At 76.0% G+C, this 23,689-nt stretch carries 17 protein-coding genes and 1 pseudogene; 15 read left to right on the top strand and 3 right to left on the bottom strand.

What is annotated here, in order from left to right:
- Positions 1–201: 201 nt before the first annotated feature.
- From NT8_RS11200 to NT8_RS11210, 3 genes are all read right to left on the bottom strand, one after another.
- The gene (locus NT8_RS11200; RefSeq protein ID WP_067967367.1) at positions 202–2,523 is read right to left on the bottom strand and encodes a transglutaminase family protein; all 2,322 of its coding nucleotides are present in this window, start codon (positions 2,521–2,523) and stop codon (positions 202–204) included.
- Positions 2,520–3,755, bottom strand: coding sequence for a DUF58 domain-containing protein (locus tag NT8_RS11205; protein WP_084468835.1), 1,236 nt, complete (start codon positions 3,753–3,755; stop codon positions 2,520–2,522). The genes NT8_RS11200 and NT8_RS11205 overlap by 4 nt, the downstream gene beginning before the upstream one ends.
- 61 nt (positions 3,756–3,816) lie before the next feature.
- Positions 3,817–4,809: an AAA family ATPase gene (locus NT8_RS11210; protein WP_067967371.1), complete on the bottom strand. Its 993-nt coding sequence runs from the start codon at positions 4,807–4,809 to the stop codon at positions 3,817–3,819.
- A 357-nt stretch (positions 4,810–5,166) separates the two neighbouring features.
- Between NT8_RS11210 and mraZ the strand changes: the two genes are divergently transcribed.
- The 15 genes and pseudogenes from mraZ (at position 5,167) to NT8_RS11285 (ending at position 23,628) form a co-directional block, all read left to right on the top strand.
- Positions 5,167–5,598: a division/cell wall cluster transcriptional repressor MraZ gene (gene mraZ / locus NT8_RS11215; protein WP_067967376.1), complete on the top strand. Its 432-nt coding sequence runs from the start codon at positions 5,167–5,169 to the stop codon at positions 5,596–5,598.
- Between the two features lie 246 nt (positions 5,599–5,844).
- Positions 5,845–6,813, top strand: coding sequence for a 16S rRNA (cytosine(1402)-N(4))-methyltransferase RsmH (gene rsmH / locus NT8_RS11220; RefSeq protein WP_157515687.1), 969 nt, complete (start codon positions 5,845–5,847; stop codon positions 6,811–6,813).
- A gap of 49 nt (positions 6,814–6,862) precedes the next feature.
- Positions 6,863–7,294, top strand: coding sequence for a hypothetical protein (locus tag NT8_RS11225; protein ID WP_067967385.1), 432 nt, complete (start codon positions 6,863–6,865; stop codon positions 7,292–7,294).
- 87 nt (positions 7,295–7,381) lie between these two features.
- Entirely contained in the window at positions 7,382–9,349 is a 1,968-nt protein-coding gene (locus NT8_RS11230; RefSeq protein ID WP_067967387.1) for a peptidoglycan D,D-transpeptidase FtsI family protein, read from the top strand.
- 86 nt (positions 9,350–9,435) lie between these two features.
- Positions 9,436–11,037 (top strand): UDP-N-acetylmuramoyl-L-alanyl-D-glutamate--2,6-diaminopimelate ligase, encoded by a 1,602-nt coding sequence (locus NT8_RS11235; protein ID WP_067967391.1) that lies wholly within the window; start codon positions 9,436–9,438, stop codon positions 11,035–11,037.
- Positions 11,038–11,284: 247 nt separating this feature from the next.
- Positions 11,285–12,697, top strand: coding sequence for a UDP-N-acetylmuramoyl-tripeptide--D-alanyl-D-alanine ligase (locus tag NT8_RS11240; protein WP_067967394.1), 1,413 nt, complete (start codon positions 11,285–11,287; stop codon positions 12,695–12,697).
- The gene (mraY, locus tag NT8_RS11245) at positions 12,694–13,749 is read left to right on the top strand and encodes a phospho-N-acetylmuramoyl-pentapeptide-transferase (RefSeq protein WP_067967397.1); all 1,056 of its coding nucleotides are present in this window, start codon (positions 12,694–12,696) and stop codon (positions 13,747–13,749) included. The genes NT8_RS11240 and mraY overlap by 4 nt, the downstream gene beginning before the upstream one ends.
- Positions 13,734–15,182, top strand: a complete 1,449-nt coding sequence (gene murD, locus NT8_RS11250; protein WP_067967400.1) for a UDP-N-acetylmuramoyl-L-alanine--D-glutamate ligase — start codon at positions 13,734–13,736, stop codon at positions 15,180–15,182. The genes mraY and murD overlap by 16 nt, the downstream gene beginning before the upstream one ends.
- Before the next feature lie 140 nt (positions 15,183–15,322).
- Complete coding sequence (gene ftsW, locus NT8_RS11255) at positions 15,323–16,693, top strand: putative lipid II flippase FtsW (protein ID WP_067967402.1); 1,371 nt, start codon at positions 15,323–15,325, stop codon at positions 16,691–16,693.
- A pseudogene (murG, locus tag NT8_RS11260) lies at positions 16,690–17,811 on the top strand (undecaprenyldiphospho-muramoylpentapeptide beta-N-acetylglucosaminyltransferase); the annotation flags it as partial. The gene ftsW and the pseudogene murG, both read left to right, overlap by 4 nt.
- Positions 17,812–18,089: 278 nt before the next feature.
- The gene (murC, locus tag NT8_RS11265) at positions 18,090–19,517 is read left to right on the top strand and encodes a UDP-N-acetylmuramate--L-alanine ligase (protein ID WP_067967403.1); all 1,428 of its coding nucleotides are present in this window, start codon (positions 18,090–18,092) and stop codon (positions 19,515–19,517) included.
- A 45-nt stretch (positions 19,518–19,562) separates the two neighbouring features.
- Positions 19,563–20,318 (top strand): cell division protein FtsQ/DivIB, encoded by a 756-nt coding sequence (locus tag NT8_RS11270; RefSeq protein ID WP_067967406.1) that lies wholly within the window; start codon positions 19,563–19,565, stop codon positions 20,316–20,318.
- A 387-nt stretch (positions 20,319–20,705) separates the two neighbouring features.
- Entirely contained in the window at positions 20,706–22,070 is a 1,365-nt protein-coding gene (ftsZ, locus tag NT8_RS11275; RefSeq protein ID WP_067967409.1) for a cell division protein FtsZ, read from the top strand.
- A 99-nt stretch (positions 22,071–22,169) separates the two neighbouring features.
- A complete protein-coding gene (pgeF, locus tag NT8_RS11280) occupies positions 22,170–22,892 on the top strand; it encodes a peptidoglycan editing factor PgeF (RefSeq protein ID WP_067967412.1) in 723 nt (240 codons plus the stop codon).
- Position 22,893: 1 nt separating this feature from the next.
- Positions 22,894–23,628, top strand: coding sequence for a YggS family pyridoxal phosphate-dependent enzyme (locus NT8_RS11285; protein WP_067967415.1), 735 nt, complete (start codon positions 22,894–22,896; stop codon positions 23,626–23,628).
- Positions 23,629–23,689 lie beyond the last annotated feature (61 nt).

Genomic DNA, 23,689 nt, shown 5'->3' on the forward strand with positions numbered 1-23,689 from the left:
CCCCGCCGCCCCGGCCGCCGTCGCGGCCGGGGCGGCGGGTGCGGGCATGCGGAGCCGCCCCCGGCGGCGATGGCGGGAGCGGCCACGGTGCCGGGGACCCCCTACGCCGATGCAACCCGCACGGAGGGGGTCCGCGCCGGCGGGACCGCACGCCTGTGGACGTCCCCGCCCCGCCGCCCGCCCGCCGTCGCGGCCGGGTGGTCAGGGGGCGGGGGTGGGCCGCGGGCGGGGGGCGGGGGCGCCGGTCCGGCGCAGGAGGGAGCGCGGGAGCAGCAGCGCCCGCAGGCGCGCCGGGCGGCCGGCCGACGCCCGCAGGGCCGCGCGGGCGGTGCGGGTGTCCGCCGCCAGGCCCGCCGGGACCTCGGGTTCGGGGGCGTAGCGGGCGCTCTCCTCGGCCAGGGCCACCCGGTCCAGGGCGGCCCGGCCCGCGCCCGTCAGGCCGCGCTCCGCCGCGATCCGCCGGGCCGCCGACCGGGGGCTCTCCGCCGGGTTCCACGCCACCCCCAGGTCCACCGCGTCGTCGCGCACCTCGGCCCACGCGGCGTGCGCCCGCGCGGGCGGCCCCGCCGCCCGGGCCCACCGGGCGCGGCGCACCAGCGCGCGCACCAGAGCGGGGGCGGCGGCGAGCAGCAGCACCCCGGCCGCGGCCGGCACGGCCGGCCACCACGCGGCCGCGCCGCCCGGCGCGGTCTCGGCGGCGGTGTCCGCGCCGGGGGCGTCGGCCTGCGGGGCGGCGGACCCCTCCTCCTCGGCCGCCGACTCCTCGGCGGTGTCCTCGGGGGCGCCGTCCTCGGGCGCGGCGGAGGCGGCGGGCTCCTCGGGGGCCGCCTCGGCGGGGGCGGCGTAGGGCGGCACCGACGCGGTGCCCTGCCCGGCCGCCGACGACGGGGTCGGCTCGAACCGGAGCCACCCCTGCCCCTCGAAGTACAGCTCCGGCCACGCGTGGGCGTCGGACGACGACACCCGCCAGCGGCCGTCCCCGGCCGGGGTGCCCGCCGTGTAGCCGACCGCCACCCGGGCCGGGATGCCGACCTGCCGGGCCATCAGCGTCATGGCCGCGGCGAACTGCTCGCAGTAGCCCACCCGGCTGTCGAACAGGAAGTAGGGCAGGGGGTCGGCGCCCGGCGGGACGCCGGGCGGGCGCAGGTCGTAGGTGAACCGGTCGTCCGTGGTGAACCAGTCCTGGAGGGCCACGGCCCGCTCGTGCGGGGTCGCCGCGTCGGCGGTCAGCGTCTCGGCCAGTTCGGCCACGCGCGGGTCGACCCCGCCGGGCACGTCCAGGTAGCGGGCGTCCAGGCCCTGCGGGGGACCGGCGGCGCGGTCGAGGTCGGCGGCGTCGGGCTGCCGCGCGAGGCTCTCGACCCGGTAGGCGAGGCCGCCGCGCGGCTCGCCGGTGGTGAACACCATCAGGCTGTCGGGGTCGGCGAACCAGTCGCCGTCGACGGCCAGCTCGCGCGCCGGGTAGGGCAGCGGCAGGAAGTCCGGGGCCGCGCGCGCGTCGAGGGTGACGCTGGTCGCGACGGTCGCCCCCGGGTCGCCCGTCCGACCCGCCGGCGCGGGTAGCGGGTCGTCGCCGACCAGGGTGTCGCCGGCCGCCTCGATGGGCGACATGGTCCAGTTCTCGCCGTCGAACGCGTCCAGCACGTAGGAGCGCAGGTACTCCGGCCGGTCGGCGGTGGTGGTGTACTCCAGGACCGGCCGGTCGCCGGTGGCTGCGAGGTCGCGGCGCAGGCTGACCAGCGGGTGGGTGGTGGTGATGGTCTCCCCGCCCAGGCGGGTCCCCGCGGCGAGGTCGTAGAGGGCGCCGGAGCCCAGCCCCGGCCAGGCCAGGGGCAGCAGCAGCGCGGGCGCGATCGCGGCGGCCGCGATGCCGGCGCCGGCGGCGGCGTGCCGCAGCCCGCCCAGGGCCGGCGCGGCGGCGTCGTGCGGCGCGGGGACGGGCGGCCCCCACTCGGCGCCGCGCACCCACGCGTCGACGGCCAGCAGCAGGACGTAGCCCGCGGCGGCCAGCGCGAACGCCCACCGGTCCAGGCCCGCGTCGTGGACCACCAGCGGCACGGCCAGCAGCGCCGCGAGCGGCAGCGCCACGAGGGCGGGCATGCGGGCGGTCACGGCCAGGAAGTCGGCGACGATCGCGGCCAGCCCGACCCCGGCGGCGATGACCAGGACCACCCCCGGGGTGGCGGACACCGGGGGCGGGCTCACGTCGATCTCGGCCCGCCCGGCGGTGAACAGGTCGAGCAGCGCGGTCAGCGAACCGCCGGTGGGGACGGCGCCGAGGACAGCGGTGTCGGCGGCGAAGACCGCGGTCAGCGCGCACAGCACGAGCACCGCCTGCACGGCGGGCAGCACCGCCACGGCGACCGGGAGGAAGCGCAGCACCGCGCCCGCCGCGGCGACCAGCACCACCGCCAGCAGCGCGGGCGACCACCAGCCGGAGCCGGTGACCAGCGGGGACAGCGCGGGCAGGGCCAGCGCGATCACCGCGGCCGCCGCCGCGGTGAGCACCGCCTTGCCGATCATCGGGTACCTCCCAGGGGGGCGGAGCGCAGCGGGAGCCGGCGCCAGGCGCCGGCGAGGTCGCGCGGCGAGGCGATCTCCAGGACGGTCCACCCGGACTCGGACAGGGCCTCGCCCGCGCGGAGGGCCGCGTCGGGCGCCGGCCACGCGGCGGTGCCGCACAGCACGGCCACGCGCGGGTGGTCGCGGGCGGCGCCCACCCGGCCGAGCGCGGCGACGTCGTCGGGGCCCAGCGCGCCGAGGACGGCCACCACCAGGCCGGTCCCGGTCACCGGGGCGGCCGCCAGCAGGTCGGCGCCGTCCGCGAGGGAGGCGTTCTCCGACGGCGGGGCCACGGCCAGCGCGTCCAGGACGGCGTCGGGCCGGGTGGCGGCGATCTCGCCGGCGTCGGTGAGCAGCCGGACGTCCTGGAAGCGGCCGAGCAGGTGCAGGGTGACCGACGCCGCCGCGGCGACCGCCGTCTCCACCGACGCGTCGGGGCCGGCGCCCGCGTGCGCGCGGCGCCGGGTGTCGACCAGCACGGTGCTGCGGTCGCTCCACTGCTGCTCCTCGCGGCGCACCATCAGTTCGCCGTGCCGGGCGGTGGAGCGCCAGTGGACGCGGCGCAGGTCGTCGCCGTGCCGGTAGGCGCGCGGGACCGGGTCGTCGTGGCCGCCGCCGGCCATGGTGCGGCCGGTGCTGTCGCCGCCCTCGGCCGCACCGCCGCGCGGGGGCGCGTCGTCCAGGTCGACCACCGGCGGGGTGACGAGCAGGGACATGTGGCCGCCCACGTCGCGCCGGACGCGCACGCAGCCGAGCGGGTCGGTGAAGGAGACCCGCAGCGGGCCGATGGGGTACAGCCCGCGCGCCTGGGTGCGGACCCGGTAGGCGAGGTCGCGGACGCCGCGCGGACCGAGGTGGCCGATGGTGAACCGGGGCCGCTCGCCCAGCGCGTAGGGCAGGCCGTCCTCCACCAGCAGGCCGCCGATCGGCAGCACGGACGCCGAGTTGGCGACCCGCACCAGGACGCGGGCGTCGGTGCCCGCGGCGACCCGGTCCGGCCGCAGGGCCCGGCTGTGCGCCACGCGGCGGGGACCGCGCAGCACGGCCGGCACCGACAGCAGCGGCAGCAGCAGCACGAGGACGCCCACGCCCACCAGGTCGCGCTCGCCGAGGGCGAACCCCCCGGCGGTGGCCGCGGCCCCGGCGCACAGCAGGCCGACGCCCCGGGCGGTGAAGATGCGCAGCGGGTTCACCTGGGCTCCCTCTCGGCGGGGGCGGGCCGCGCCGGGCGGCGGGCGCGGGGCGGCACCGCGGTCAGCGGGGCGTGGGGATCGGCAGCCGGGAGACGATGCCCGCGATGACGCTCTCGGGGCTGCGGCGCCCCATCTGCGCCTCGGCGCTGGGCAGCAGCCGGTGCGCCAGAACGGGGACGGCGAGGGCCTGGATGTCGTCGGGCACCACGTAGGAGCGGCCCTCCAGCGCGGCGTAGGCGCGGGCGGCGCGGACCAGGTGCAGCGTGGCGCGGGGGGAGGCGCCCAGCCGCAGCGCGGAGGAGGTGCGGGTGGCGGTCACCAGGTCGACCGCGTAGCGGCGCACGCCCGGGGCGACGTGGACGGTGCGGACGTGGTCGACCATGGTCCGCACGTCGGCGGCCGTGGCGACCGGGGCGAGGTCGTCCAGCGGGGAGCGCGCGCTGTGGGTGTCGATCATGTCGAGTTCGGCCTGCGCGGTGGGGTAGCCGACGGAGATGCGCGCCATGAACCGGTCGCGCTGCGCCTCGGGGAGGGGGTAGGTGCCCTCCATGTCGGCGGGGTTCTGGGTGGCCACCACCATGAAGGGGCGCTCCAGCGGGCGGGTCTCGCCGTCGACGCTGACCTGCATCTCCTCCATGCACTCCAGCAGGGCCGACTGGGTCTTGGGGGAGGCGCGGTTGATCTCGTCGCCCAGCACGATGTTGGCGAACACCGGGCCCGGGTTGAACTCGAACTCGTGCCGCTCCTGGTGGTAGACGCTGACGCCGGTGATGTCGGCGGGCAGCAGGTCGGGGGTGAACTGCACCCGCTGCACCGAGCAGTCGACGGCGCGGCCCAGCGCCTTGGCCAGCATGGTCTTGCCGACCCCGGGGATGTCCTCGATGAGCAGGTGGCCCTCGGCGAGGAGCACGGTCAGCGCCATGCGCACGACCTCGGGTTTCCCCTCGATGACGGTCTCGATGGCCTGCCGGATGCGGTCGGCGACGTCGAGGACGGCGGAGGAGCCGCCCGGCGTCTGGTCGCCCTGCCCGTTGTACCGCGTGCCGAGTGACACGTGTCTCCCTCTCCGCGCAGTGCCCTGGAGTTGACGGGTTCGAGGCTAAAGCCAAAGCGGGGGGATGGAAAATTGAAACGGGAAAATGCGCCTGGTATGGAGCGATACGTTCCGTTGCTGCCCTGGTACCCGTTGTCGACGCCGCCGCGCGTCGGGCGCCCGGGCACCCCGCCGCCCGGGCCCGCGCCCGCCCCCGCCCACCCCTCCACCCCGCCCCCCACCCCGTGACCAGCGGTTTCCCGGCCGCGCGGGCGCCGGGGCGCGGAGCGAAACTGTTGACCGTGGGGAAGAGTGGAGTACAGTGGGGCATCGTGGGGCGGGCGACTGCCCCGCGTGGGGGCGTGGGAGGTGGGGCCGGTGTTCCTCGGCACCCACACACCGCGCCTCGACGAGAAGGGACGACTGTTCCTTCCGGCGAAGTACCGCGACGAACTGTCGGGGGGGCTGGTGATCACGAAGGGCCAGGAGCGCTGCCTCTACGTCTTTCCCATGGACGAGTTCCGGCGCGTCACCGACGCCCTCCGATCGGCTCCGGTCACCGCCAAGGCGGTTCGCGACTACAGCCGTGTCCTCTTCGCCAGCGCGTCCGACGAGACCCCCGACAAGCAGGGGCGCGTGACCGTCCCGTCCGGCCTGCGCGCCTACGCCGGGCTGGACCGCGACTGCGTCGTCATCGGGGCGAACACGCGCCTGGAGATCTGGGACGCGCGGGCCTGGGCCCGCTACGAGGCCGAACAGGAGCAGGCATTCGCGGATCTGTCGGAGGAGGTGTTGCCGGGGGTGCTGTGACTCCGCGGGACGCCGCCTCCGGCCTCGACACCCGGACGCCGCGCGCCGCGAGGACACCGCCGTCCAAGCCCTGTCTGGAGTACGGCCTCCAGACGCGACCGGATGCCAGCTGACGCATCTTCCCCGGCGCCAGGTGGCGGCCGCGCGGACCTCCGCGGGGCCCGGCCCGCGTCTGGAGGCCGCCGGACGGGGTAGCGCGCCGGGGGGCGCCGAGGGACGGAACGAGAACGAGGGGGAACCGTGCTCATGGGGGACATCGCCGACGAGGCCGGGGCGGCACACGTCCCGGTCATGCTCGACCGGATCGTCGACCTCCTCTCACCGGCCCTCTCCGCGCCCGGTGCCGTCCTGGTCGACGGCACCCTCGGCCTCGGCGGGCACGCCCACGCGCTGCTCGCCGCCAACCCCGGCGCCCGCCTCGTCGGCATCGACCGCGACACCACGGCCCTCGACCGCAGCCGGCGGCGCCTCGCCGCCTTCGCCGACCGCACCGAGTTCGTGCACGCCGAGTACGACGCCGTCCCGCGCGTCCTCGACGACCTCGGCATCGCCGAGGCCCAGGCCGTCCTGCTCGACCTCGGCGTGTCCTCGCCCCAGCTGGACGAGGCCGAACGCGGCTTCGCCTACTCCTACGACGCCCCGCTCGACATGCGGATGGACCGCACCCAGGAGCGCACCGCCTTCGACGTCGTCAACACCTACCCCGCCGCCGCGCTCACCCGCATCCTGCGCGAGTACGGCGAGGAGCGGTTCGCCGGCCGCATCGCCCAGGCCATCGTCCGCGAGCGCGCCGCCGCCCCCCTCGACTCCACGCGCCGCCTCGCCGACCTCGTCCGCGACGCCATCCCCGCGGCCACCCGCCGCACCGGCGGCCACCCCGCCAAGCGCGCCTTCCAGGCGCTGCGCATCGAGGTCAACGCCGAACTCGGCATCCTCGAACGCACCCTCCCCGCCGCCGTCGACCGGCTCGCCGTGGGCGGGCGCATCGCCGTGCTGTCCTACCACTCCCTGGAGGACCGCATGACCAAGCGCGCGCTGGCCGCGCTCGCCACCGACACCACGCCCCCCGACCTGCCGGTGCCGCTGCCCGACCGCAGCCCCGAACTCCGCCTCCTCACCCGGGGGGCCGAACTCCCCGGCGACGACGAGAACGAGCGCAACCCGCGCGCCGCCTCCGCCCGGCTGCGCGCCGCCGAACGGGTGCGCCGGCCGTGACCCCGCCCACCGGCGCGCACGGACCGGCCGACCAGCAGGGAGGGACCCCATGACCCCGGCCACCGGCGACCCCGCCGCCCGCACCAAGCGCGCCGCGCGGCGCACCCGCCCCGCCGGGCGCACCCGCGCCGCGGCACCCGCCCGCGCCCGCGCGGGCGGGCGCGGCACCGCCGCCGCGCCCCCGCGCATGCCGTTCGTCCTGCTCATCCTCGGGCTGCTCGGCGGCGCCCTCATCAGCCTGCTGGCGCTGCGCACCATCCTCATCGAGGACGCGTTCGCCATCAGCACCCTCCAGGAGGAGAACGCCGAACTCGCCAACCAGGAGGAGGCGCTGCGCGAGGAGGTGCTGCACGCCGAGTCGCCCGACCGCATCGCCGAGGAGGCCGAGGCCCTCGGCATGGAGCAGGGCGACGCGCCCGCCACCCTGGACCTGGAGACCGGGGAGTTCGGCGGCGCGGACGACTCCGCCGCCGACGAGTAGAACGGGCGCCGCGGTGCCGACGACGACGCAGATGGAGCGCCCCATGAACGCCGCCCGACGGAGCGCGCCGGCCCCGGGAGGCGCCAGGTGACCCCCTCCCGCGACGGCCGCTCCCGCGACCCCCGCCGCCCCGGCGCGTCCTCCGGCCGCTCCTCCTCCCGTGGGCCCGTGCGCCGCGGCGGCCGCCAGCCCCGCCCCGGCGCCGCGCAGCCGCCCCGCCCCGCCCGCGCCGAGGCCCCCCGGCGCCGCCCCGCCGACCCCCCGCCCCGGCCGCGCCGCCGCCCCGCCGGCTCCGGCGGCACCGTGCCGCCGCTGCGCCGCGTCTTCCGCCGCGGCGACCCGCGGCGCCGCATCCACACCGCCGGCGTGCTCATGTCGGTGGTGCTCCTGCTGTTCGCCGGCCGGCTGGTGCAGATCCAGGCGTTCGACGCCGCCGAGTACGCCTCGGAGGCCGCCGAACTCCGCCTCACCAGCATCGACATCCCCACCACCCGCGGCGAGATCACCGACGCCGACGGCAACCCCTTCGCCATGTCCGTCGAGGTCCGCACCGTCTTCGTCGACCCCGTCGACGTCCGCGACGACGAGCGCGACCGCATCGCCGACGAACTGTCGGACCGCCTCGGCCTCGACCGCGACGAGGTCCTCGCCCGGCTCGCCGAGGAGCCCAGCCGCTACGAGGTCGTCGCCGAGGACGTCGCCCCCGCCGAGTGGGACGACATCGCCGAACTCGGCCTCCAGGGTGTGGGCGCCCTCACCGACTACAAGCGCGTCTACCCCGAGGACACCGGCGCGGCCGACCTCGTCGGGTTCACCGGCGCCGACGGCACCGGCCTGGAGGGGCTGGAGGGCGTCCTGGACGACACCCTCGCCGGCCGGCCCGGCCGGCAGCAGATCGAGACCGGCGTGTCCGGCACCCAGATCCCGCTGGCGGGCGGCCTCGCCGAGGAGCCGGTGCCCGGCAAGGACGTCCGGCTCACCCTGGACCAGGACATCCAGTGGTTCGCCCAGCAGTCCCTCGCCGAGCGCGCCGAGGAGCTCGACGCGGTCGGCGGCAGCGTCATCGTCATGCGCCCCACCGGCGAGATCGTCGCGATGGCCGACTACCCCAGCTACTCCCCGGCCGACATCGAGTCATCCACCCCCGAGGACCGCGCCAACGGGGCGGTGGCCGAGGCGTTCGAACCCGGCAGCACCAACAAGGTGATCACCGTCGCCGGCGCCCTGGAGGAGGGGGTCACCACCCCCGAGACCGTCTACACGGTGCCCTACTCCCTCCAGCGCTACGACCAGACCTTCCGCGACTCCGAACCGCACGAGACCGAGCGGCTCACGCTCAACGGCATCATCGCCCAGTCGAGCAACACCGGGACCATCCAGGTCGGCGAGCAGCTCGGCGCCGAGCCCCTGCACTCCTACCTGTCCGACTTCGGCTTCGGCCGCCCCACGGGGCTCGACCTGCCCGGGGAGAACGCCGGCATCCTCACCGAGCCCGAGGACTGGTGGGGCACCCAGCTGCCCTCGGTCTCCTTCGGCCAGGGCCTGTCGGTCAACGCCGTGCAGATGGCCGGGGTCTACGCCACCATCGCCAACGACGGCGTGCGCACCGAACCCACCCTGGTCGCCGGGACCGTCGACGACGCTGGCGAGTTCACCCCCGCGCCCGAGCCCGAGGAGCAGCGCGTCGTCGGCTCCGAGACCGCCGCCGACCTCCGGCTGATGCTGGAGTCCGTCACCGGCGACGACGGCACGGCCGCCGACGTCGACATCCCCGGCTACCGGGTGGCCGGCAAGACCGGCACCGCCAACCGCGTCGACCCCGAGACCGGCAGCTACGACGACGGCGGCTACACGTCCTCCTTCGTAGGGTTCGCGCCCGCCGACGAGCCCGAGCTGATCGTCCAGGCCGTCCTGCACAACCCGCAGGGCGCCTACTACGGCGCCGAGGCCGCCGGGCCGGTGTTCACCGACGTGATGTCGTTCGCGCTGAAGACCCTGGAGGTGCCGCCCACCGGCACCGAGGCCCCCGACCTGCGCCTCTTCGAGGACCAGTGACCCCGCCCGGCGCGCCCCGGCGCCCCGAGCGCGGCGATTAACCCCCCGCCCACCACAGCCGATAGCCTCTCGGCGTGCCACCGGTAATGCGACCTGAACACCACCGACTCCGCCCGCTGTCCGAACTCGCCCGCCTGCTCGGCCCGGACGCGTTCCTGACCTGTGTCGACGGGGCAGACGCCCCCCTCGGCACGGCCGCCGCGGCGGACCCCCCGGACGGCGGCGACCGGACCGACGGCGTCGAGGCCGTCATCACCGGCGTCACCCACGACTCCCGCCGGGTGCGCCCCGGCGACCTCTACGCGGCGCTGCCCGGCGACACCGCGCACGGCGCCGACTTCGCCGCGCAGGCGGCCGAGTCCGGGGCGGTGGCCGTCCTCACCGACCCCACCGGCTACGACCGCGCCGCCGCCACCCGGCTGCCCGTCCTGACCGTGGCCGACCCCCGCGCCCGCCTCGGCGAGGTCGCGGCGTGGGTCTACGGCGACCCGTCCGAGGAGCTGCTGCTCATCGGCACCACCGGCACCAGCGGCAAGACCACGGTCACCTACCTGGTCGAGTCCGGGCTGCGCGCCGCCGGGCTGCGCACGGGGCTGATCGGCACCGTCGAGATGCGGGTCGGCGACGAGCGCGTCGCGTCCGCGCTCACCACCCCCGAGGCCACCGACCTGCACGGGCTGTTCGCCGTCATGCGCGAACGCGAGGTCGCGGCCGCCGCCATGGAGGTCTCCAGCCACGCCCTGGCCAAGGGCCGGGTCGGCGGCGCCCACTACGACGTCGCGGTCTTCACCAACCTGTCGCAGGACCACCTGGACTTCCACGCCGACCTGCGCGAGTACTTCGACACCAAGGCGCGGCTGTTCACGCCCGAGTTCTGCCGGATCGCCGTGGTCAACCGCGACGACCGGTTCGGCCGGGTCCTCATCGACATGGTCGAGGCGCGCGGCGACGTGCCCGTCACCACGTTCTCCGCCGAGGGCGACCCCGAGGCCGACTGGCGCGCCGTCGACGTCCGGCTCGACCCCGAGGGCTCCACGTTCCGCGTCGTCGGCCCCGGCGGAATGGAGGCCGACGGCTCCGTGCCGCTGCCGGGCGCGTTCAACGTCGCCAACGCCATGGCCGCCGTCGTCGGCCTGGTCGAGGCCGGCATCCCGCTGCACGAGGCGCTCGCGGGCGTCGCCGCCGCGCCGGGTGTCCCCGGCCGCATGGAGCGCGTGGACGAGGGTCAGGACTTCACCGCCGTTGTCGACTACTCCCACAAACCGGGCGCCATCGAGGCGGCCCTGGGGTCGCTGCGCGGCATCACCGAGGGCCGCCTGGCCATCGTCGTGGGCTGCGGCGGCGACCGCGACCGCGCCAAGCGCCCGCTCATGGGCGAGGCCGCCGCCCGCCTGGCCGACTCCCTCATCATCGCCGACGACAACCCGCGCACCGAGGACCCCGTCCTCATCGCCGCCGCCATGCTGGAGGGCGTCGCCAAGGTCCCGGCCGACGCCCGGGCGCGCGTCGTCGTGGAGTTCGACCGCGCCGCCGCCATCGACCGCGCCGTGCGCGAGGCCGGCCCCGGCGACACCGTCATCGTGGCCGGCAAGGGCCACGAGACCGGTCAGTACGTCGAGGGGCGGGTCCTGCCGTTCGACGACCGCGAGGCCCTGCGCGACGCGCTGCGGCGACGCGCCGAGGGCTGACCGGGGGCGCCGCGGCGGCGCCCGCGCCCGTCGTGCGAACGTGATCACGACGTGGCCGGAATTCCGGCCTGGGCGCGACTCGCGTCACCAAACATGTTCTAAGGTAGGTCCGGCAATCGCCGCCCGGCCCCGTGGTGTGTTGACACCGCCTCGCGGTTGACGAGTACTGCGCTGACCCCGTTTTCGCGCACTGCACCCGTCGAGGCGCCCCAGGCGCGGAGGACCGGGCCCGACATGAGGAGTGGATTTGATCGCGCTGACGCTCGATCGGATCGCTGAGATCACCCAGGCCCGCCTAGGGCCGTCGGCGCGCCCGGAGGCCGTCGTGGACGGCCCCGTCGTGGTCGACTCCCGGCAGGTGCGCCCCGGCTCGCTGTTCGTGGCGCTGGGCGGTGACCGGGCCGACGGCCACGACTTCGCCGACGCCGCCGTCGCCGCGGGCGCCGCCGCCGTCCTGGGATCGCGGCCGGTCGCGGCGCCCGAACTGCTGGCCGACGGCGGTGACGCCGAGGTCGTGGCCGCGCTGGGCCGACTGGCCCGCCACGTCGCCGGCCGGCTCACCGGCGCCGACATCGTCGGGGTCACCGGATCCTCCGGCAAGACCACGACCAAGGACATGCTGGCCCAGGTGCTCGGCGGTCTCGGCCCCACGATCGCCCCGCCGGGCTCGTTCAACAACGAGATCGGCCACCCGCTGACCGTGCTGCGCGCCGACGCGGCGACCCGGTTCATCGTGCTGGAGGTCGCCGCCCGCGGCATCGGCCACATCGCCCACCTGTGCGAGATCGCGCCCCCGCGCATCGGCGTCGTGCTCAACGTCGGCAGCGCCCACATGGGCGAGTTCGGCGGCCGCGACGCCATCGCCCGCGCCAAGGGCGAACTGGTCGAGGCGCTGCCCGCGGCGGCCGACGGCGGCGTCGCCGTCCTCAACGCCGACGACGACGCCGTGCGCGGCATGGCCCCGCGCACCGCCGCCCGCGTCGTGACCTACGGCACCGCCGCCGACGCCGACGTGCGCGCCGCGGACGTCCGCCTCGACACCGCCGGGCGCCCCGCGTTCACCCTGCACGTCGGCGGCGCGAGCGCCGAGGTCCGCCTCGCCCTGGTCGGCGTGCACCAGGTGCACAACGCGCTGGCCGTCGCCGCCGTCGCCGCCGAGTTCGGCATGGGCGCCGAAGCGATCGCCGCGGCCCTGGGCGCCGCCGGGCCGGTGAGCCGGTGGCGCATGGAGGTCACCGAACTCGACGACGGCGTGACCGTCGTCAACGACGCCTACAACGCCAACCCCGAGTCGATGGCCGCCGCGCTGCGCACGCTCGCCGTGCTCGCCGCGCAGCGGCGCTCCATCGCCGTCCTCGGGTACATGGCCGAACTGGGCGGCGAGGCCCGCGCCGAGCACGAGGCCGTCGGCCGGCTCGCGGCCGAGACCGGCGTCGCGACGCTGGTCATCGTCGGAGAGGACGCCGCCCCGATCGCCGACGGCGCGCGCGGCGCGCCCGGATGGGACGGGGAGGTCCTGCGGGTCTCCGACGCCGCCGAGGCCGCCGCCGTGCTGCGCGGCCGGCTGCGGCCCAAGGACGTCGTCATGGTGAAGGGATCACGCGTGGCCGGGCTGGAACACGTCGCCGAGCGGCTCGTCTCCGGGGAGGCGGCCCAGTGACCGGCATCCTCGTCGCGGCAGGGCTGTCCCTGCTGGTCTCCCTGCTCAGCATGCCGCTGGTCATCCGCATCCTGTTCAAGTTCAAGTTCGGCCAGGAGGTCCGCGACGACGGCCCCGAGGGCCACAAGACCAAGCAGGGCACGCCCACCATGGGCGGCATCGTCATCATCCTCGGCGCGATCATCGGCTACTTCGCCTCGCACCTGGTGCTGCGCACCGCCCCCACCGTGTCGGGCCTGCTGGTGATGTTCCTGTTCGTCGGCATGGGCTGCGTCGGGTTCCTCGACGACTTCATCAAGATCTACAAGCGGCGCAGCCTGGGCCTGCGCAGCGGCGCGAAGATGCTGGGCCAGACCATCGTCGGCGTGGGCTTCGCCGTCGGCGTCACCCAGTTCCCCAACGGCTACGGCTACACCCCGGCCTCGCCCCAGCTGTCCTTCCTGCGCGACTTCGGCCCGCCCATGATGCTCGGCGTGTTCGTCATCTGGGCGCTGTTCCTCATCGTCGGGTTCTCCAACGCCGTCAACCTCACCGACGGCCTGGACGGGCTGGCCACCGGCGCCACCATCCTGTCGCTGGTCGCCTACGTCATCATCGGCAACTGGCAGCTGCGGCAGAGCTGCGTGGCCTACCTGTCGCCCAGCTGCTACCCGGTCCGCGACCCGCTCGACCTCGCCGTGGTCGCCGCGGCGGTCCTCGGCGGCTGCATCGGCTTCCTCTGGTACAACGCCCCGCCCGCCAAGATCTTCATGGGCGACACCGGGTCGCTGGCCCTGGGCGGCCTCATCGTGGGCCTGGCCATCACCACCCGCACCCAGCTGCTGCTGCTGGTCATCGGCGGCCTGTTCGTCCTCATCACCATGTCGGTCATGATCCAGATCAGCTCGTTCCGGCTGACCGGGAAACGCGTGTTCCGCATGGCGCCCCTCCAGCACCACTTCGAGCTCAAGGGCTGGGCCGAGACCACCATCGTCATCCGGTTCTGGATCATCCAGGGCCTGCTGGTGGGCATCGGCATCGGCCTGTTCTACCTGGAATGGATGCCCCGCTAGTGGCCGCCGCCCCGCGCGATCCCGCGTTCGCCGCCCGGCTCGACGGCGCCCCCGTGTGCGTCGCCGGGCTGGGCGTGTCCGGCCCGCCCGTGGTCCGCGCCCTGCTGCGCGGCGGCGCCGAGGTCACCGTCGTCGAGGCGCGCGACGACGACGCCGCCCGGCGCGCGGCCGAGCCGCTGCGCGCCGCCGGCGCCCGCGTCACCCTGGGCGGCGCCGACCTGCCGCCCGGGACCGGCCTGGTCGTCACCTCGCCCGGGTGGCGCCCCGACGCCCCGCTGCTCGTCGCGGCCGCCGACGCCGGCGTCGAGGTCATCGGCGACGTCGAACTCGCCTGGCGGCTCTCGCCCGCCGACCAGACCTGGCTCGCCATCACCGGTACCAACGGCAAGACCACGACCGTGCGCATGCTGGAGGCGATGCTGCGGGCCGACGGCCGCGACGCCGTCGCCGTCGGCAACGTCGGCACCCCCGTGATCGAGGCCGCGCTGCCCGGCCCCGACGGCCGGTACCCCGCGGTCCTCGCCGTGGAGCTGTCGAGCTTCCAGCTGCACTGGTCGTCGTCGCTGCGGCCGCACGCCGCCACCGTCCTCAACGTGGCCGCCGACCACCTCGACTGGCACGGCGGGCTGGAGCCCTACGCCGCCGCCAAGGGCCGGGTGTACGCCCCGGGCACGGTCCGCGTCGTCAACACCGCCGACCCGTGGTCGGCCCGGCTCGCCGCCGAGCACGGCGACCCCGCCGCACCGCTCGTCGGCTTCACCCTCGGCACCCCCCGCCCCGGTGAGGTCGGCGTGGTCGAGGACCTCCTGGTGGACCGGGCGTTCACCGCCGACCCGGAGCGCACCGCCGAGGAGCTGGCGTCGCTGGCCGACGTGCGCCCCCCGGCACCGCACAACGTGGCCAACGCGCTCGCCGCCGCGGCCCTCGCCCGCTCCGTCGGGGCCGCGCCCGCCGCCGTGCGCGCCGGCCTCGCCGCGTTCGCCCCCGAACCGCACCGCATCGCGCACGTCGCCCAGGTCGCCGGGGTCGACTACGTCGACGACTCCAAGGCCACCAACCCGCACGCCGCCGCCGCCTCGCTGACCGCCTACCCGTCGGTGGTGTGGATCGCCGGCGGCCTGCTGAAGGGCGCCGACGTGGCCGAGCTGGTGCGGGCCGCCGCGCCGCGGCTGCGCGGCGCGGTACTGCTGGGCCGCGACCGCGACCGGCTGCGCGACGCCCTCGCCGAGCACGCCCCCGGCGTCCCCGTGGTCGACGTCGCCGACACCGGGCCCGACGCCATGGCCGGCGTCGTCGCCGCGGCCGCCGGCCTCGCCCGCCCCGGCGACACGGTGCTCCTCGCCCCGGCCGCCGCGTCGATGGACATGTTCCCCGACTACAAGGCGCGCGGCGACCGGTTCGCGGCGGCCGTCGGCGCCCTCGGCGGGGACTGAGGGCCGCCCCGGGAGGGGCCGCCGCCCCACCGGAACCGGAGCGAAAACCCCAACACGCGCGATATGTCCGAGGTTCTGCGCCGTGTTGCCGCCAGACTTGGTCGACGCTGGGGAATGCACGGCGTGGGCGGAGGCGGCGTATGGCGGTGTCGACAACGGTCCCGGCGGCCACCCGGCCTCGGGAGCGCCGGGCGGCCGAGGACGGCAGGGGGCGGCTGCGGCTGCGGGAGGTCCCGCAGCTGCTCGACCGGCCGCTCACCTCCTACTACCTGATCCTGGGCAGCAGCGGGCTGCTGATCACCCTGGGCCTGACCATGGTGCTGTCGTCGTCCATGGTCGACTCCTACACCGAAACCGGGTCGGCGTTCTCCCTGTTCCAGAAGCAGGTGGTCGCCGCCGCCGTCGGCCTGCCGCTGCTCGTCCTCGCCTCGCACCTGCCCATCCGGATGTTCCGGATCGTGGGCTACCCGGCGATGCTGGTCTCGGTCGCCCTGCTGCTCGTCACCGTCTTCCGCGGCGAGGAGTACGGGTACGGCGCGGTGCGCTGGCTGGAGGTCGGCGGCCTCACCATCCAGGCGTCGGAGCCCGCCAAGCTCGCGTTCGCCCTGTGGGGCGCCAACGTCCTCGCGCGCCGCGTCGAGCTGAAGCAGATGGTCGAGTGGCGCCAGCTCCTCATCCCGCTGCTGCCGGGCTGCGGCACCCTCGTCCTGCTCGTCCTCCTCGGCACCGACCTCGGTACCACCTTCGTGCTGCTCAGCACGTTCCTCGCCCTGCTGTGGGTGGTGGGCGCCCCCGGCCGGCTCTTCGTGGGCATGATCGGCCTGGTCGCGTCGCTCGGCGGCATCATGATCGCCGTCGAACCGTTCCGCATGGCCCGCGTCACCTCGTTCCTCAACCCCGAGGCCGACCCGAGCGGGTCGGGCTTCCAGCTGCTGCACGGCCTCTACGCCCTGGGCACCGGAGGCCTGTTCGGCGTCGGCATCGGCGGCAGCCGCGAGAAGTGGGGGTTCCTGCCGCACCCGGAGAGCGACTTCATCTTCGCCATCATCGGCGAGGAGCTGGGGCTGATCGGCACCCTGCTCGTCGTCGGCCTGTTCGGCGTGCTCGGCTACGCCGGTCTGCGCGTCGCGGCCCGCGTGCGCGACCCCTTCGTCCGGCTCGCCGCCGCGGCGGTCACCGCCTGGATCGTCATCCAGGCGCTGGTCAACATCGGCACGGTGGTCGGACTGCTGCCCATCACCGGCATCCCGCTGCCGCTGGTCTCGGCCGGCGGATCGTCGCTGATCCCGACCATGGTGGGGCTCGGCATCCTGCTCGCCTTCGCCAAGAGCGAGCCCGACGCCCGCCGGGTGCTGGCCGCGCGCGGTCCGGGGCGGGTGCAAAGGGCTCTAAGCTGGCTTCGCCTGGACAGTGCGGGCACCGGCGACGGCAAGCGGACCGGGGGCGGCGCGCAGGCGAAGAACGTATCGCGACCCACGCAGGTCCAAGCGAGGAGGAATCGGCGACGATGAGGGTAGCCCTCGCCGGAGGTGGCACGGCCGGGCATATCGAGCCCGCGCTCTCCCTGGCCGACGCGCTTCGGCGCATCGACCCCCACACCCAGATCGTGTGTCTGGGCACCGAGCGGGGACTGGAGACCCGGCTCGTCCCCATGCGGGGCTACGAGCTGGGCGAGATCCCGGCGGTGCCGCTGCCGCGCAAGCTCACCCCCCAGCTGCTGTCGGTCCCCGGCAAGCTCGCCAGCGCCATCAGCGCCGCGGGCGACCACCTGGACCGCATCGAGGCCGACGTCCTGGTGGGCTTCGGCGGGTACGTGGCCACCCCCGGCTACCTGGCGGCCCGCCGCCGGCGCATCCCCATCGTCGTGCACGAGGCCAACCCGCTGCCCGGGCTGGCCAACCGGCTGGGCGCCCGGCTCACCCCGCACGTCTACACCGGCCACCCGCACACCGAGATCCGCAACGGGCGCTACATCGGCATCCCGCTGCGGCAGCAGATCTCCACGCTCGACCGGCTCGCCATGGGCGACAAGGCGCGCGCCCACTTCGGACTCCGCCCCGAGCTGCCCACGCTGCTCATCTTCGGCGGCTCCCAGGGCGCGCAGGCCGTCAACCAGGCCGCGTTCGACGCCGGCGACCACTTCCGCGCGGCGGGCGTGCAGGTGCTGCACGTGGTCGGCCCGAAGAACGCCGACGAGCCCGAGGACCGCACCCGCGACGGCGTCCCCTACGTGGTGGTGCCCTACGTCGACCGGATGGACCTCGCCTACGCGGCCGCCGACGTCGCCATGTGCCGCTCCGGCGCCATGACCTGCGCCGAACTCACCGCGGTGGGGCTGCCCGGCGCGTTCGTGCCGCTGCCCATCGGCAACGGCGAGCAGCGCCTCAACGCCGAGCCGATCGTCGAGGCCGGCGGCGGGCTGCTCGTGGCCAACTCCGACCTCACCCCGCAGTGGATCGTGCAGCACCTCATCCCGCTGCTGACCGACACCGACCGGGTCGTCGCCATGTCCGAGGCCGCCGGCCGCATGGGCCGCCGCGACGCCGACATGGAACTCGCCCGCGAGGTCATCGCGGTCGCCCGCGGCGATCGCCCCGCCGGCGACCCGCTGGCCGACGAGGCCGAGGACGACGCGGGCTACGACCCGGCGCCGGGCTACGACCAGGCGCCCGGACACCCGCAGCAGCAGTACGGCCACGCCCCGGACCAGGGCTACGGCAACCCGCAGGGGTACGGCCCGGGGCAGCCGCAGGGGTACGGCCACCCGCAGCAGGGCTACGGGCCCGGTCAGCCGCAGGGCTACGGCCACCCCCAGCAGGGGTACGGCCAGGCCCCCGGCAACCCGCAGGGTTACGGCCCGGGTCAGCCGCAGGGCTACGGCCCCGGCTACGAGGGCGGGGACCGGCGATGAGCCTCGTGCCGCCGACCGAACCCGTCCCCGTCGGGAAACTCGGCCGCGTCCACTTCGTCGGCATGGGCGGGGTCGGCATGTCCGGCATCGCCCGGGTCCTCCTGCAGCGCGGCGTCGAGGTCTCCGGCAGCGACGCCAAGGACGGCCCGCTGCTGCGCGAACTCCAGACCCTGGGCGCCGAGGTGCACGTCGGCCACGCCGCCGCCAACGTCGGCACCGCCGACACCGTCGTCGTCTCCTCGGCGGTCCGCCCCGACAACCCCGAACTGGTCGAGGCCCGCGCCCGCGGGCTGCGGGTGCTGCCGCGCGCCGCCGCCCTGGGCGCCCTGCTGCTCGACCGCCGCGGGGTCGCCGTCGCCGGAACGCACGGCAAGACCACCACCACCTCCATGCTCACCGTGGTCCTGCGCGAGGTCGGCGCCGACCCCGGCTACGTCATCGGGGGCACGCTCACCACCACCGGCCGCAACGCCGGCGCGGGCACCGGCGACATCATGGTCGCCGAGGCCGACGAGAGCGACGGCTCCTTCCTCATGCTCTCCCCGGCCGTGGCCGTCGTCACCAACGTCGAGGCCGACCACCTCGACAACTACGGCGGCCTGGAGGAGATCCACGCCAACTTCGCGGCGTTCGCCGAGCGCGTGGGCGACGCCCTCGTCGTCGGGATCGACGACCCCGGCGCCCGCCGGGTCGCCGACACCGCCCGCGCCCGCGGCCTGCGCGTCCGCACCTACGGCGAGCACCCCGACGCCGACTACCGCGTGTCCGGCGTCACCGCCCAGGGCTTCCGCACGTCGTTCACCCTCACGGTGCGCGGTGGCGAGCCCCTGGCCTGCGCCATCGCCGTCCCCGGCCGGCACAACGTGCTCAACGCGGCGGCGGCCGTCGCGGCCGCCGACGAACTCGGCCACGCCCCCGAGGCCGCCGCGGCCGGACTCGCCGCCTACACCGGCGCCGCCCGCCGGTTCGAACCGAAGGGCGAGGCCGGCGGGGTCGCCGTCTACGACAGCTACGCCCACCACCCCACCGAGATCGCGGCCGACCTGCGCGCCGCCCGCGCCGCTCTCGACACGCGCGGGGGCGGCGGCGCGCCGGGCCGGGTCGTGGCGGTGTTCCAGCCCCACCTGTACAGTCGCACCCGGATCTTCGCCGCCGAGTTCGCCGAGGCGCTCACCCTCGCCGACGCCGTGGTGGTGCTGCCCGTCTACGCGGCCCGCGAGGACCCCGAGCCCGGGGTCGACTCCGGGCTCATCACCCGCGGCGTCGCCCACGACCGGGTGTACCCGGTGGCCGACGGCGCCGCCGCCGTCGCCCGCGCCGCCGGACTCGCCGCGCCCGGCGACATCGTCCTGACCATGGGCGCCGGCGACGTCACCGAACTCGGACCCGACATCGTCGCGGCGCTGGGAGCCGCGACCGCCTGACCCCGCGGCCCCCGACCGCCGCGGCACGAGGAGCGCAGAACCACCGTGAGCACCACGCAGGAGGACTCCGCCCCCGCCGCCGACGGCGCGGAGGGGGCCGCCGACCCGGCGGCGGCGCGGCGCGCCGACCCCTGGAAGGCCGCGTTCGTCATCCTGCTGATCGCCGCCGTGCTCGCGGTGGTGGCCTGGGTCCTCCTGGGGTCGCGGCTGCTGGTGGTGCGCGACATCGAGGTCACCGGCACCGACCGCATCGACCGCGCCGCCGTCGCCGACGCCACCGGGGTCACCACCGGCACCCCGCTGGCGCGGGTCGACACCGAGGCCGCCGCGCGCGGCGTCCGCGGCCTCGACCTGGTCGAATCCGTCCGGGTCACCCGGGCGTGGCCGGCCGCCCTGCGCGTGGAGGTCACCGAGCGCGCCCCGCTGCTCAGCGTCCGCGCCGGCGACGGCTACCTCCTGGTCGACGGCGACGGGGTGCGGGTCGACGGCGCCGCCACCCGGCCCGAGGACCACCCCCTGGTCTCCGTGCGCGGCGAGGTCGAGGGCAGCCCGGCGGTGGCCGCGGCCGCCGCCGTGGTCGGCGACCTCCCCGACGACCTGCGCTCCCGCGTCACCGAGATCAGGGCCGACGAGCCCGCCGCCATCGAACTCGTCCTGGCCGACGGCGCCACCGCGGCCTGGGGCGACACCGAGCGCGGCGCGGAGAAGGCCGAGATCCTCCGGCTGCTGATCGCCGAGCACCCGCCCGAGGAGGGGCGGGAGTACGACGTCAGCGCCGTCGGGACCGCGGTCGTGCGGTGACCGGCCGCGACCGCCCGGCCGGGGCGCGGACAATCCCGACGCGACGCGCCGGGGCGCACATCGCCTCACCGCACGACACGCCGTTAGGCTGATCTCGTGGTTAGTTGCCCGGCGGGAGGCCGCGGCTTACTGTCGAGAAGCACTACCTTTGGTTGACATAAGTATTCACTTGAGACGTTAGGGCGGTTGCGGGCGATGTCCCGGAGCCCCGGGACACCCGTCCGACGCCCAGGGGGACCCCGCCGGCCGGTCGGCCGGTCGGGTCTCCGCAAGACAGGAGAACCGGACAGCCGGCCGGTCGGTCCGCCCACGGGGGGAGCGGCTGAGGCGCCCCGCGCGAACCGCGGGGCGCACGGCGGGCAGATGCGAGCGGAAAGGCCCCTCGTCGTGGCAGCACCGCAGAATTACCTCGCGGTCATCAAGGTCGTCGGTATCGGCGGCGGCGGCGTCAACGCCGTCAATCGAATGATCGAAGAGGGACTCAAGGGCGTCGAGTTCATCGCCATCAACACCGACGCTCAGGCGCTGCTCATGAGCGATGCCGACGTCAAACTGGACGTCGGCCGCGAACTCACCCGCGGCCTCGGCGCGGGCGCCAACCCCGACGTCGGCCGCAAGGCCGCCGAGGACCACCGCGAGGAGATCGAGGAGGTCCTCAAGGGCGCCGACATGGTGTTCGTGACCGCCGGCGAGGGGGGCGGCACCGGCACCGGGGGAGCGCCGGTGGTCGCCAACATCGCCCGGTCCCTGGGCGCTCTGACCATAGGAGTCGTCACCCGCCCCTTCGGTTTCGAGGGCAAGCGGCGCGCCACCCAGGCGGAGTCCGGCATAGCGATGCTGCGCGACGAGGTCGACACGCTCATCGTCATCCCGAACGACCGGCTGCTGTCGATCTCCGACCGCCAGGTCAGCGTGCTCGACGCGTTCAAGGCCGCCGACCAGGTGCTCCTCTCCGGTGTCCAGGGCATCACCGACCTCATCACCACCCCGGGCCTGATCAACCTCGACTTCGCCGACGTCAAGTCGGTCATGTCGGGCGCGGGGTCGGCGCTCATGGGCATCGGGTCGGCCCGCGGCGACGACCGGGCGGTGGCCGCCGCCGAGATGGCCATCTCCTCCCCGCTGCTGGAGGCGAGCATCGACGGCGCCCACGGGGTGCTGCTGTCCATCCAGGGCGGCTCCGACCTCGGCCTCTTCGAGATCAACGAGGCGGCGCAGCTCGTCGCGAACTCCGCGGCGCCCGAGGCCAACATCATCTTCGGCGCGGTCATCGACGACGCCCTCGGCGACGAGGTGCGTGTCACGGTGATCGCGGCCGGGTTCGACGAGCCGCGCAGCGAGGCCGTCACCCCGCCGAGAGCCGCGGCGGCCGTCCCCGAGGCGCCGCCCCGACGCGAACCCGCGCCGCCGCCCGCACCCCCCGCCCCGGCGGCGGTCGAGCCGCGGCCGGAACCGGTCAGCGAGCCCGAGCCGCCCGCGCACGAGGAGCCGCCGCGCGCCGAGGCCCCCGAGCCCGAGCCCGAGCCGGACCCCGAGCCCGCGCGCGACCACGCCCCCGAGCCGGCCCCCGAGGAGCCGGCCGAGGACGCCCGCACCCGCGGCATCCACGCCGTCAACGACAACGGGTACGGCCAGGTCCGCCGCACCGGAACCGACAACGCCTTCACCCGCTCCGGCGAGATCCCCACGCCCCGGCGCCGGGTGATCTTCGACGACCCCGACGACCTGGACGTCCCGGACTTCCTCAAGTAGCGCGCGGCGCTGCGGCGGCCTGACCGGCGGCGGGGCATCCCCGCCGCCGGTACGCTTTTCCCGGTCCCATACGCCGCCGCAGGAGGAGCAGCGCACGACATGAGTTCCGCAATCGCGTTGGGGCCGGGTGTCTCCGCCGGCTTCACCGGGCGCTACGACGGCGGGGTCAGCGCCCCGCCGTTCGACACGCTCAACCTCGGCACGGGTGTGCCGGACGATCCGGCGGCGGTCGCCGAGAACCGGCGGATCGCCGGGGCCCGCCTCGGGTTCGACCCCGAGCGGGTGGTGTGGATGGCGCAGGTGCACGGCGCCGACGTCGCGGTCGCCGACCGGCCCGGCGTCGTCGGGCGGGTCGACGCGGTCGTGACCACCCGCACCGACCTGGTGCTCGCCACCCTGGCGGCCGACTGCCTGCCCATCCTCGCCGCCGACCCCGAGGCCGGGGTGATCGGCGCGGCCCACTCCGGGCGCCTGGGCACCCTGCGCGGCGTTGCCGCGGCGCTCGTCAAGGGCATGGCCGACCAGGGCGCCGATCCCGGCCGGATCAGGGTCGCCCTCGGGCCCGCCATCTGCGGCTCCTGCTACGAGGTGCCGGCGGAGATGCGCGACCAGGTGGCCAGGACCACACCCGAGGGTGCCGGGACGACCGCCGAGGGCACCCCGTCGGTCGACCTGCGGGCCGCCGTCACCGCCCAGCTCCGCGCGGCCGGTGTCGGCCATGTCACCTCCGACGACCGCTGCACCCTGGAGACCCCCGACCTGTTCTCGCACCGGCGCGGGGCGCCGACGGGGCGGCTCGCCGGCTTCGTCTGGCGGTCCTGACATGGCCGCACCCGGCCCCGGCGCCGACCGCGCCGAGCGGATCGCCGCCAACCTGGCGGCCCTGCGCGAGCGGATCGCCGCCGCGTGCGACGCCGCCGGGCGGCCGGCCGGCGACGTCACGGTCATCGCGGTCACCAAGACCTTCCCCGCCTCCGACGTGCGCGTCCTCGCCGGGCTCGGCGTGGCCGACGTCGGCGAGAACCGCGACCAGGAGGCCGCGCCCAAGGCGGCGGCCTGCGCCGACCTCGGCCTGCGCTGGCACTTCGTCGGCCAGCTGCAGACCAACAAGGCGGCCTCCGTCGTCCGCTACGCCCACACCGTGCACTCGGTCGACCGCGGGCGACTCGCCCGGGCGCTGGGCGCGCGGGCGCTTTCGGCCGGCCGCCGGGTGCGCTGCCTGGTACAGGTCAACCTCGACCCGGACTCGGCGGCCGGGGTACTGGGGCCGCGCGGCGGCGCCGACCCCGCCGACGCCCTGGCGGTGGCCGACGCCGTGGCCGCCGAGGAGGGGCTGGAGCTGGGGGGTGTCATGGCCGTCGCCCCGCGCGGCGGCGACCCCGCGGCGGCGTTCGCCCGGCTGCGCGCGGTCGCCGAGTCGGTCCGCGATCGCTACCCTCAGGCCAGGATGGTCTCGGCCGGCATGAGCGGCGACCTGGAGGCCGCCGTGGCGAACGGGGCGACACACGTCCGGGTGGGGACGGCGTTGCTCGATGATCGTGGCCCGATCGTGGGGTAATGTCCCCACATGGACCTTGGCGCCCATCTGTCGAGTTCGCCCGACCGGCGGACCTGGGCGT

It is taken from the genome of Nocardiopsis trehalosi NBRC 14201, from assembly GCF_001552555.1.
Classification (GTDB): domain Bacteria; phylum Actinomycetota; class Actinomycetes; order Streptosporangiales; family Streptosporangiaceae; genus Nocardiopsis_B; species Nocardiopsis_B trehalosi.